The 12,143-nt window shown below is 33.5% G+C and carries 9 protein-coding genes; 2 read left to right on the forward strand and 7 right to left on the reverse strand.

Translation table 11 applies throughout. The annotated features are described in order from the left end of the window. Positions 1–300: 300 nt before the first annotated feature. The 7 genes from K8N75_RS00655 to K8N75_RS00685 form a co-directional block, all read right to left on the reverse strand. Positions 301–501 carry a hypothetical protein gene (locus K8N75_RS00655; RefSeq protein ID WP_223790248.1) on the reverse strand — a complete coding sequence of 67 codons (201 nt, stop codon included), beginning with the start codon at positions 499–501 and terminating at the stop codon, positions 301–303. Positions 502–696: 195 nt separating this feature from the next. Continuing rightward, the gene (locus K8N75_RS00660) at positions 697–2,196 is read right to left on the reverse strand and encodes a SulP family inorganic anion transporter (RefSeq protein ID WP_223790249.1); all 1,500 of its coding nucleotides are present in this window, start codon (positions 2,194–2,196) and stop codon (positions 697–699) included. Between the two features lie 215 nt (positions 2,197–2,411). Next, entirely contained in the window at positions 2,412–3,773 is a 1,362-nt protein-coding gene (locus tag K8N75_RS00665; protein ID WP_223790250.1) for an RNase J family beta-CASP ribonuclease, read from the reverse strand. A gap of 884 nt (positions 3,774–4,657) precedes the next feature. Next, a complete protein-coding gene (locus K8N75_RS00670) occupies positions 4,658–4,972 on the reverse strand; it encodes a DUF2769 domain-containing protein (protein ID WP_223790251.1) in 315 nt (104 codons plus the stop codon). Between the two features lie 88 nt (positions 4,973–5,060). Continuing rightward, positions 5,061–6,560 carry a glutamate synthase-related protein gene (locus K8N75_RS00675; protein ID WP_223790252.1) on the reverse strand — a complete coding sequence of 500 codons (1,500 nt, stop codon included), beginning with the start codon at positions 6,558–6,560 and terminating at the stop codon, positions 5,061–5,063. Positions 6,561–6,593: 33 nt separating this feature from the next. Continuing rightward, positions 6,594–6,923 carry a DUF1622 domain-containing protein gene (locus K8N75_RS00680; RefSeq protein WP_223790253.1) on the reverse strand — a complete coding sequence of 110 codons (330 nt, stop codon included), beginning with the start codon at positions 6,921–6,923 and terminating at the stop codon, positions 6,594–6,596. Between the two features lie 226 nt (positions 6,924–7,149). Then, positions 7,150–7,506 (reverse strand): SpoIIAA family protein, encoded by a 357-nt coding sequence (locus K8N75_RS00685; protein WP_223790254.1) that lies wholly within the window; start codon positions 7,504–7,506, stop codon positions 7,150–7,152. 531 nt (positions 7,507–8,037) lie between these two features. Between K8N75_RS00685 and K8N75_RS00690 the strand changes: the two genes are divergently transcribed. Together K8N75_RS00690 and K8N75_RS00695 are read left to right on the forward strand one after the other, a co-directional pair. After that, complete coding sequence (locus K8N75_RS00690) at positions 8,038–8,808, forward strand: methyltransferase domain-containing protein (protein WP_223790255.1); 771 nt, start codon at positions 8,038–8,040, stop codon at positions 8,806–8,808. A gap of 573 nt (positions 8,809–9,381) precedes the next feature. After that, on the forward strand, positions 9,382–11,682 hold the full coding sequence (locus K8N75_RS00695; RefSeq protein WP_223790256.1) for an Ig-like domain-containing domain: 2,301 nt from the start codon (positions 9,382–9,384) through the stop codon (positions 11,680–11,682). Positions 11,683–12,143: the final 461 nt, after the last annotated feature.

A 12,143-nucleotide genomic window follows, 5' to 3' on the forward strand; every position in this document is an offset into this window, starting at 1 on the left:
AGGTTAATCGAAATTTTTTTTCACAAACCCCAACACCCATTAACTTGACAGCCTCTATTTTTTTTAGAATTTAAAATTTATAGACTTTGAAATAGTATTTTGCCTCGTAATCAAGCATCACATATATAGCTTTAACTTATAAATGAATGCATTTACTCATATATGCACTCATTCATACATTTAAATAGTAACTATGTCATATACGCAGGGCTGGATTAATTTAAAGATGTGAATAGAAGAGATGATTTTATCAAACAAAAATATATTAGTAAATATTGAGTAGAATAAATGTCCAGATGGTTAACGCATTTCCATCTTCACAGAAACTAAGATAAGTCCTAATACCATTCCAAGACTAGATAAGTTTCCAATTACTCCCGCAACTACAGGACTCCTGAAATATATAACAGAAACCGTAAAAATGGCTATTGCAATTAATTCAATTCCCACAAACATACCTACCAATGCACTAATTTTAACAATTAAATTATCTAAGAACATGATATTTCTCCTATTGTTATAAATTCAATAAATAATAACATTATTTTTTTTTAACTTTCACCTGACAGAGTCTTTAATGATTTAATTTTTAAATCATTTCACTACAGGAAGTATATTTCCTCTTTAAGTTAAACGAATTTTTTTTATAAGATTTTCTTATAAGACAAAGATTTTATTCATTGGTTTAATTGATATTTATAATGAACGATCTTCCCAGTGATTAATATCTATTATTTCTGATGCATTGTCTAAGATTAGCCTGCAGTCTTGGCTTAAATGTTTAAGATGGACCTTTTTATCCAATTTTGCATATCTTTCAGTTACAGTATTTAATGCTTCAATTGCTGAATGATCTCTAACAGTAGATTTGCTAAAGTCAATAATTATTTCATCAGGATCATTTGAATAATCAAATATATCTTTGAAAGTGGTTACTGAACCAAAGAAAAGAGGGCCGGATATTTTGTAGTGTTTTACTTGATTTTCATCGACTGTTACTTTTGCGTTAATTCTTTTTCCACTTTCCCATGCAAATACTAATGCAGAAATAACAACTCCAACAATAACGGCTAATGCAAGGTTATTGAATATTGCAGTGATTGAAGTGACTGTTACCATTACCACCACATCGATTCTTGGTACTTTTTTAAATATTTTCAATGAAGTCCACTCAAATGTACCTAGAGCAACCATAAACATTAAACCAACTAATGCGGCCATAGGTATTTTTTCCACTAGTGAAGAGCCTGCCAGGATGAATATTAATAATCCCAGGGCTGCCACAATTCCAGAAATTCGGGTTCTACCTCCTGAAGTGATGTTAATAATGCTTTGGCCCACCATGGCACAGCCACCCATTCCACTAAAGAACCCACAAACTAGATTTGCTACTCCCTGACCTATACTTTCTTTATTTCCCCGTCCACGGGTTTCTGTCATTTCATCTATAATATTCAGTGTCAATAAACTTTCAATCAATCCAACTAAAGCCATTATAATGGAATAAGGTAATATGATTTGAAGAGTTTCAAGATTCAATGGAACTAATGGTATGTGAAATGCAGGAAAACCTCCGGCAATTGAAGTTATGTCACCAACTGTTTTTGTAGAAATTTGGAATATTATTGTAATAGCTGAAACTACCACAATTGCAGTTAAAGCTGCAGGAACAGCTTTTGTAACCTTAGGCAACAGATAAATAATAGCCATTGTTAATGCTACAAATCCTAACATTATCCAAAGTGTAGGTCCGGTTATCCAGCTTCCATCCCCGGTTTTAAACTGTGCAAACTGTGCAACAAAAATGAGTATTGCTAGACCATTTAAAAAACCGAACATTACAGCATGTGGAACTAAACGAACGAATTTTCCGAGCTTTAAAATACCAATTGCTATTTGAATAAGACCCATTAAAATTATAGCTGCAAATAAATATTCAACACCATGCTGCACTACCAAAGCAACTATTACCACTGCTATAGAACCAGTAGCACCGGAGATCATTCCAGGTCTGCCACCAATCATAGTTGTTATCAATCCTATAATAAAAGCCGTGTATAATCCAATTAAAGGATTTACATGTGCAATTATTGAAAAAGCAACAGCTTCAGGTACTAGAGCTAAAGCTACGGTAATACCTGATAAAACATCATCTTTAAGATTTAACTTAATTTTATTTTTAAAATTTAAAAACATAAAATTATCAACCCAATCATTTCTTTTTGATATAAAGTATTACATATTCACTAAAAATTCAAAATAAGAAAATCTAACTGACCAAGTTTCATAATTGATAAATTATTCAAATATATACCAAAAAAACAAGTATCCTAATTATGATAACTCTTTAATTTGGAATAAAACTTAGAAAGAAATGATTTTCCGTTCTATTAATGATTTGGGCTGATTGTTCAAGGTTTTCCAGTTGTTGGTCCATCGAATACTTGTGCCTGTCCATTACGAAGTAAGTGAATATCTCTGCCCAGTTTATAACCCTCTTCTTCGGCTAATTCAGCATATGCTGTCAACATTTCAAGGTTTCCATGGGCAGGTATTAGATGGTTAGCGTTGAGCATTCTTATGAAGTCACGATGGTCTTCACGACCAGCATGGCCTGAAACATGTGCGTTGGTAAATATTCTCGCACCACTCGACTTGAGTCTTCTCTCCATAAGGTTACGGTTGGCTCTATTCAGTGGGTTGGGTATTACAGGTGCAGATATTACAATATTGTCTCCCTGTTGTACATTGAACATGGTTTTTCCGTTGGCGATTCGTGGAAGCAGTGCATCTGGTTCTCCCTGGTGGCCTGTTGTGACCAGGATGTATTCGCCCCTGTTTTCATCTGCTCTTGCAAGGGCTCTGTTAATTGCTTTTGGACTTCCATAAACACTAGTATTCTCAGGAAGTTTCAATATTCCCATGGTCTCGGCCATTGTACAATAACGTTCCATTGAACGTCCTAAAAGGAGGATTTTACGGTTACTATCAGCAGCAATGTTACATATGGCTTGTATTCTTTCTATGTGGGATGCAAAGGTAGTTACTAACATTCCATTATCCTCTTTTAACGGTTCTTCCATTATATCTTTGAGTACTATCCTTGCTATTTTTTCTGAGTGAGTTTTTACTTGATCCTTCTCTGCTGCACGTGTAGTGTCAATAATTGCAGCTAAAACTCCTTTTCGTCCCAGTTCTCTGAATCTTTGGTAGTCTGGTGGTGGTGAAAGTGTTTGGTGGTTGTCAAATTTGAAGTCATTGGAGTATACTATGATACCTGCTGATGTGTGGAGAACTGGTGTTACTGCCTGTGGTATACTGTGGGTTGTATGAACAAATTCTAATGTTATGTCTTTAGATATTTGACAATTTTCACCGGAATTTAAGACTTTAAGAGGATTTGTAAACTTAAATTTTCTTTCGCCCTTGATGGTTTTCTCGATTAATGCCATTGTGTATGGTGTAGCAATTAATGGTGCTTCATACCGGTGTGCGAGTTTTGCAACTGCACCTATGTGGTCCAAGTGTCCATGAGTAAAAACAATTGCCCTTACTTTACCATCAACATCTTTCATTAATGTATCATCAGGGATTACGCCCCTTTCAATGAGGTCTAAACTGTGCATTCTTTCTATATTCGTATCTTCGTGGATATGAAGGCGGTCAAGGTGTATTCCCATGTCGAATATTACGATATCTTCTCCTATCTTGATAGCGGTCATATTTTTGCCCACTTCCTCATATCCTCCCACTGCAATTACTTCAACACTCATTCTATATTCTCCTTGAATCCTATTTCTTCTTCAACATTCTGGTTGAATATGTTTAAATATTTTAATTTTCTGTCTGAATACATTTTGTTCTTCCTTTTTATATTCTATCTAAATTTTTCCTTTTTATGCCATTTATGGCTATTATCGTGAATTATTGATTTTTAGCTATTTTAGAAGGTTGGATGGCTCTAAGTCTCCGTATACACTTCAATATGTAAACTAAATTTCATGATGTTAAATCATTTTTAAGATCCTTGTTGATTCCATCAACTTGGAACTATGAAAACATTATCAAAATTAGTTAAAACATCAGAAAAGTAATTTTTTTTTTATTATACTCATAAGACGTTATATATGCTAATTCTTTCTAGAAATGAAATATTATCACTTACTATAGAAAAAATGTATCTATACTTACAAAAAAAGCTAATTTAACCTGAACTTAATAAATATTTAGCCAATTTAACTATCAAAAACTCATAAAAATGTTAGTTCAGTCACTATACCCTTTTTTGTATGATTATCCATATATACTTATGTGAAAATAAATAGACGAAATGTCAAATAAAATGAAAAAAAAGAATTTGATAAAAAATGAATGTTTCAGTGTTAATTCATATCCTTCTTCACAAATACAAAAATGTTCCTAACATCATTGCAAGACGGGTAATGTTTCCAATTATTTTGTCTAAGTTATCTATAAACAAGAATATCTCCTCTTTTTTTAAATAGAAAGTTTTTAATCTGATAAGTTTAATGTATGAAATTTAAATGTGATATCATTTAAATCTAACTTTAAAAATAAGTAAAGAGGAGCCTGTTAGGACTCCATATTAGTATTTGTCCTTTCTATCAATCTAAGTATTCATCCTTAATTAGTGCTTCTATTTTGCTTCTCCGTCTCTGCAGAAATATCCCATGGGTTGTCCGTTTGCAAGGTTGTATTCTTTCCAAAGGTCACATTCGTTACATATGCACATTTTACTGAAATCAACATCTTCGCATACACCTTTTCCATTTGCGCAATACATTCCTGGAACCATTTCGGGTTTGGGCATCATTTTGCTTTCTTTTATTTTTGGCATCATTTCCATGGCTTTCATCTTTTTTTCTTTCACACACATACTTTCAGCCTGAGTTGGACAATTTTTGCAGATGCACTTATCCCAATTTTCCATATTAAATTCAATTTTACCCATAATAAATCACCTCTCTATAAGAAATATATGCACTCCCTCGGATATATTTTTTACTAGATTTAACTGAAATCATGACTTTATGATTCATTTAGTTAAGATATTGTCCGTTCATCCAGCGAATATTTGTGAGTTTGGCCATATCTGGACTTTCAGAGCGAATATCTTCCTTAGAAAGTAAATTTGTATCGTTTTTTCCTACGATACGAGTTAGGTTAGCAATTTCTTCCGTTGATAATTGTATAAAATTAGTCAACTTTGAAATTCCTTCGCCAATATCCAGTTGTTTGATTAGTTCTGGATTTTGTGTAGCAATACCAGTTGGACAAAGACCGGAGTAACATACTCTATACTGCTGACAATTAATTGCTATCAAAGCTGTGGTACCGATATAAACTGCATCAGCACCTAAAGCTAAACATTTAGCAAAATCAGCAGAGCTACGCAGACCTCCACCAGCTATTAAAGTTGTTTTATCTTTAACACCTAGATCATCAAGTGTTTTAAATGCAAGTGGAATAGCCACAAAGACAGGCATACCAACATTATCACGTACATATAAATTAGTAGCTCCAGTTCCTCCACCAAAACCATCAAGGGCTATGAAATCCATACCCACTTCAGCTAAAACTTCAACATCTGCTTCTACATCTCCACATCCGATTTTAGCACCAATCGGGACACCATTTGTAAGTTCACGAAGCCATTTTACCTTATCTTTTATAGCATCAACATCTGTCATATCCGAGTGATGTGCAGGTGAATAAGATGATTCACCCTTTTTAAGACCTCTCATTCTTGCAACTTCAGGTGTAATCTTTTCTGCGGGCAAATAACTTCCTTTACCCGGGTATGCTCCTTGTCCAAATCTGATTTCAATTGCTGCTGCAGATTTAAGTATGTCTTCATCTACTCCGTATCTGCCAGTTGAGTATTGTACTATTTTGTAATCTAAGTTAGTTGTTCTGTTTTCGTCTATTATTCCGCCTTCACCTGAATTGTATGCGATTTTTAGTTTTTCTGCAGCTTCAGCTATTATTATTTTCACATTTTTGGAAACAGCACCAAAACTCATTCCCGATATCATAATGGGTGATGAAACTTTTAATGGTTTTTTAGCATTTGGACCTAATGTTAAAGTAGTGTTAACTGGTTCTTCAATGTTTAAAGGTATTTTATTTACTTGAGCTGGCACAAAAAATAGTTCATCGAGTGAAAACAATTGTTTCTTCCTTGAACCCATTGCCACTACTATATTTTGGCCGTTGAGGCTTTGATCTTTTATATCTACAATTTTGTTATAGAAATGGGAGTCTTCATTTGCCTTTTGTTTTCGCATTAGGATTTTACTTGTACCGGTTTCAACTTTGTCACAGTAGTAGTTTCCTTTCAATTTGTTTTCAGAATATATTGGGCATTTGCTACAGAGACATCCTTTGGCATTAATTTCACATTTACTAGCTTTTTTACCACAAAATAAAATTTCACCTTCACAATCATGAGGATAGCTAGGACATAATCTACAATAACACCTACTCCTATTCTCCTCAGAATCTACAACATTAATCCGTATCTTCCTTGATTCCACCATACTTTTACCCTCTAGAAAAAAATTTTTATTTATTTATAATCCATTTTTTTGAATTTCTTTTTTGAGTTCTTTTGATTCTTTGTCCATGAAATATCCTATTACTGTACGTATACCTACAATTACGGCTAGTGTGGTGATTTGAGAGAATGTTGGTTCGGTGATGGTTTTTATAAGGTCACCCGCTATAAAAAATTCCAATCCAAGCGCAATTTTGGAAGTGAAATTAAATCGAATCTCAGCATAATAAAAATGTTTTCTTCTTATTTCAGATACTAAAGTTTTGATTGTTGCTAATATGCCACCATAAATGATTATAATCGAACCTACTACTGAAAACGCTATTGGAACCCATGTAATTATCAATTCATACCAATTAATGATCTCAACCTCCTATTAGGCAAATTAAGATTTGTTGATGATTTAACAAGAATAGTTGTTATTTCAGGGAATAATGGCCAGAATTTCTAAATTTAAGGGAACCATGGGCAGATAAAATATAGGTGTCCTCTTGCAATGGATCCCATGTCTTCAACGGTTTTGGTGGGAATATTTGAGACAATGGTATTCTAATTTTAAGTTTGGAGATTTTTTACTCTTTTAACCATTTCCATGCATCTTTTATATCATCTGGGTTGAAAAACTTTGCTTCTATGGAATAAAAAGGTTCTGCAAGATTTGTTATACACTTTTCCCAAGTTTTATCCCCAACGACGGCCATTTTATTTATTTTCTTGCGGTATGTACGGCCAAAGTTAAAATCAGCCCCCCATGCATCTATATCTTCCCATTTGAATTGTGTTATATCCATAAGTAGGGAGATTGATCCTTCTTTGTCTACAAGAGCTTGCACTTCGGGTACCAATATTTTATAATCTTCTTTAGAAATATCTCCTATCATTTTGAATCCCAATATATTTCCTTTACTTTCACTCATTTTTGTAATCATTTTTTTTCTCCTTTTATTCTATGGATTAACAGATTCTATGGATTTTTCATTAAAGTTTATCTTATATACTGGTTTAAAGATGGGTCAATGAATCCCTATTAAATGAGGATAGAAATATTCGAATTATATTTGCAGTTATCTGGGCCAGAAATATAAAACAGAAGCCATTAAAATATGTTAAGACAATTTTTTCTAATATATATTAAGATACAACATTTCCACCAACTATTCTATGTTTTCAAAGAAAGATGAATTTAACTATTTTAAATTCATCCAGTAATAAAAGGTTTATAATCTCTCATGTGATGTGCAAATAAAATTGAACCTTTTGTGTGGATATGGTAGTTGTGAAATGTACTGAATATAACTATTGCTGATTGTTATTCTCTAAGTATGATGGATAGTCATTTTGAACGTGAATCGTTACTAATAATAGTTAGAATGTTATAAACACTAATTGATGGATAAGAGTAATGAACATTTAAGTGAGTTGGGGCGATATTAATTCTTAAAAAAGAATGGAGGTAAGGAATGACTTCTGAAAACGTTTCAAACACTATGGCAAACATCGACGAGATGATGTATTCATGTGGAGTTGAAATACTTCATCCCGGCGGTTTGGAAAAAACCTTTGAAATGGCAAATGACTGCAAAATAAATAAAGATTCAAATGTTTTAGATATTGGGAGTGGAAAGGGAATTACAGCGATCCATATTGCACAGAAATATGGCTGCAATATTATCGGCGTGGATATGTCAAGCAACATGGTCGAGTACGCAAAACAAGCTGTTTCCAAAAAAAAGCTTTCGGAGAAAATAAGTTTTATGAACCTCGATGCGCAAAAACTCCCCTTTGATGATAATTCATTCGATGTAGTTTTCGCGGAATGCTCCACGGTTTTGATGGATAAAGAGAGAGCTTTCAGAGAATTTATAAGAGTTACAAAGCCAGGCGGGTATGTAGCCGACCTTGAGATGAGCTGGCAAAAGGTTCCTGATAAGAAGGCCGTTGATAAAGCATTTGAAATTTGGGGGGGATTTTCAACCAAGACCTTTGACGAGTGGCGTGACTTCTATATTAAGATGGGTTTAACTGACATAAAGATAAATAATTTTTCAGACAAAATGCAAAACATGGAGATGTTATATATCAAGACTCTTGGCATTACTGGCATTTTGAAAATGAGCTGGTACATGTTGATAAACAAAAGTTTAAGAAGAGGCATGATTGAGTATAACAATTTTTTTAAAGATAGCAAGGACTATATCGGTTATGGATATTTTGTAGGAAGGAAAGAATGAAATTGGTGAACTGTATTCATTATAAATATTGCTAATTCAACTGAAATTGAAAAGTGGAATACTAACCAGATTATGAAGGTGTGTTGCCTGCATATCTTCCGGCTTAGACCAGTATTAGATAAAATGAATTGGAAATATACTATTTTATAATTATTTATCTGTTTGAGATGTAATGAATTCACGAACCAAAATATGTATTTAACAAAAATGTTTAGTTTTTAAATAATAGTTATCATAAATAAATTCCGAAATAACTTATCGCAACAACTTATAGAACACTTGATGGTACGTACTTCATTATATACAATTTTATTTCTCAAAAAAAAAGTTATTTCGTTCAAGTAAACCATGGTAAAATAAATTTTATGAATTTTATTTTGTGTGTATTCAATTATGTGAAAAAGTCACCAAAATACTTTTTTTTACTTAAAAGTCTTTCTATTAGGTTGTTATTAAACAATATATATTAATAGTCCATATTGTAAAAATATTAAAGGATGGTAAATAATTTTTTTGGGAGGGGGTGGAAAGATTTATAGAATAAATAAATTTTCAATAAATGATCATAATTTAATGGTTTTTGCAGTTTTAATAACATTATTAGGGGTTATTTTTGCTTTGGGTATGGGTAATGTTTCAGCTGCTCCGGGAGATACTATTTATGTTAATGGAAATAGTACTCTGGGAAATGATGATTGGAATGGTGAATCTGCAACATATCAATCAGGTATAATCGGCCCGAAATATTCAATAAAAAACGCAACAGGAACAGTAAACACCAACGGACAAATATACATAGCCCATGAACAATACAAAGGAATAAACAACACACAAATCACCATTGATAAAAACATGACAATTAATGGAGAAAGTCAAACAGACACCATAATAAACGGAACCGGCACCAACTGGATATTCCATATAAACCCTGGAATAAACTTTACAATCAACAACCTAACACTAACCAACGCAACCACAACTAATAATGGTGGTGCTATCTACAATTATGGTACTTTGACAGTAAACAACAGTACTTTCACCAGTAACACCGCAACTGATTCTGGTGGTGCTATCTGCAATGATTATGGTGGTACTTTGACTGTAAATAACAGTACTTTCACCAGTAACTCTGCAGCTTATTATGGTGGTACTATCTCCAATGATGGTACTTTGACTGTAAATAACAGTACTTTCACCAGTAACTCTGCAACTTATTATGGTGGTGCTATCTACAATTCTTATGGTACTGTGACTGTAAACAACAGTACTTTCACCAGTAACTCTGCAACTTATTTTGGTGGTGCTATCATCAATCATGATGGTAGTGTGACTGTTAATGGCAGTACTTTTACCAGTAACACCGCAACTAATGGTGGTGCTATCTTCAACGATATCCAGCGTAGCGTGACTGTTAATGGCAGTACTTTCACCAGTAACACTGCAAATTCGGGTGGTGCTATATACAATCATTTTGGTACTTTGAATGTGAGTTTCTGTCGGATTGTAGGAAATACTCCAAATGATATATATTCTAGTGGAGGTTCTTGTGATGTTGATTATAATTGGTGGGGGTCTAATTTTGTGGGATCCGATCCAGTTTCTGCAGGAAGAGTATCTGGGGCCTCTGTTTCTAAGTGGTTAGTTTTAACTACTACATCGGATCCGAATACCATTAATACTGGTGAAACATCAAATATCACAGCTGATCTGTTACATGATCAAGATGGTGTTTACCAAAACCCTACGGGTGGTCATGTTCCTGATGGAATTGTTGTTAACTTCGCAAGTGATGCATTAGGCACAGTTAATCCATTAACCGGTACTATGATTAATGGTGAAGCATCATCCATATTTACAGCAGGTTTAAATCCGGGAATATCTACAATAACATCAACGGTTGATGCAGAAACTGTAAATACAGATGTTACAATTAATGAAAATGTGCCTCCAGTTGTTACAAATACAGATCCGGTGAACAATGCAGTTAATGTCGCTTTGAATAAGGTTATAGGGATAGTATTTGACAGAAACATACAACTCGGAATGAACCCTTGGATAGAACTCTATGAAACAGGAACAGGAAACACCAAAACATTCTCAACAAACATATTAGACAATGTATTATCCATAACACCATCCTCAATACTAGCACTAGGAACACAATATTCTGTTATCCTACACTCCAACAGTATCACAAATCTAGCTGGAATTGGATTAACAGCCCCTTATACAACACGATTCACAACAGAGGCTGCACCAGTTGTTACCAGTACAAGTCCACTTTACAATGCATTTAACGTCGCATTAAATAAGGTGATACAGATAACCTTTGATAAAGCCATACAACTCGGAACCAATCCATGGATCGAACTCAAAACAAGCAACAGTGGAACAATAGTACCATACACAACAAACATAATAGGAAATGTACTATCAATAACACCTAACTCACTCTTAAATGCAGGAACTAAATACACAGTCATCCTACACTCCAACAGCATAACAGACATGCAAGGAAATGGTTTAAACACACCGTACACAACCATATTCACAACAACCTTACCACCAGTCGTAACAAGCACAAGTCCAATGAACAACGAAGTTAATGTGGCTGTAAATAAGGTGATACAAATCAACTTCAGCAAAGCCATCCAACTCGGAACTAACTCATGGATAGAACTCAAAAATCAATACGGACAAATAAAACCATACACAACCAGTATAAACGGTAACACACTGAATATAACAGCCAACGCAGCATTTGCAAGAGGAACAACCTACACAGTCATACTACATTCAAACAGCGTTACAAGCACAGGCGGAGCAGGACTAACAACACCATACACAACAAAATTCACAACAACCACAACATAAAATAAAATTAAGCGAAAATTAGAGGATTTAAAACTCCTCACATATTTTTTCTATTTTTTTTATGTAATAATGGATATTATAGTTTGCGACATGGAAAATTTTATATTAGATGATGTTCATAACGAGAACTCTCAAAAATCTATATAACAAATAAAACATTCCTAATTCAGAAATTCAAATCCAATTACGATGAAATAATCGAAAATAAAACATATCACGAAAACTGGATAAAAAAATTTATAAAAACAAATTGTTAAAAATTTAATGTCGCACACTATAGATTAAGTTTTAAAATACAGCTATTTTCTGATGGTATTCTCTAAGTATGAAAGATAGCCAAAAAATCTAAACTATTGACTTCGAAATAGTATTTTGCCTGCATTCTTACTTCTCAATGAATCTGTATTGGTGCTATAGATCATGATCCATATATATAGGTTTACTTATAAAGTAATGTGTTT

Origin of the sequence: Methanobacterium spitsbergense, from assembly GCF_019931065.1 — an archaeon.
GTDB lineage: Archaea > Methanobacteriota > Methanobacteria > Methanobacteriales > Methanobacteriaceae > Methanobacterium_B > Methanobacterium_B spitsbergense.

What these genes read in the sequence shown, in the direction of transcription:
- K8N75_RS00655 (WP_223790248.1), bottom strand. Translation starts at nt 501, where the DNA reads ATGTTCTTAGATAATTTAATTGTTAAAATTAGTGCATTGGTAGGTATG.
- K8N75_RS00660 (WP_223790249.1), bottom strand. Translation starts at nt 2,196, where the DNA reads ATGTTTTTAAATTTTAAAAATAAAATTAAGTTAAATCTTAAAGATGAT.
- K8N75_RS00665 (WP_223790250.1), bottom strand. Translation starts at nt 3,773, where the DNA reads ATGAGTGTTGAAGTAATTGCAGTGGGAGGATATGAGGAAGTGGGCAAA.
- K8N75_RS00670 (WP_223790251.1), bottom strand. Translation starts at nt 4,972, where the DNA reads ATGGGTAAAATTGAATTTAATATGGAAAATTGGGATAAGTGCATCTGC.
- K8N75_RS00675 (WP_223790252.1), bottom strand. Translation starts at nt 6,560, where the DNA reads ATGGTGGAATCAAGGAAGATACGGATTAATGTTGTAGATTCTGAGGAG.
- K8N75_RS00685 (WP_223790254.1), bottom strand. Translation starts at nt 7,506, where the DNA reads ATGATTACAAAAATGAGTGAAAGTAAAGGAAATATATTGGGATTCAAA.
- K8N75_RS00690 (WP_223790255.1), top strand. Translation starts at nt 8,038, where the DNA reads ATGACTTCTGAAAACGTTTCAAACACTATGGCAAACATCGACGAGATG.
- K8N75_RS00695 (WP_223790256.1), top strand. Translation starts at nt 9,382, where the DNA reads ATGGTTTTTGCAGTTTTAATAACATTATTAGGGGTTATTTTTGCTTTG.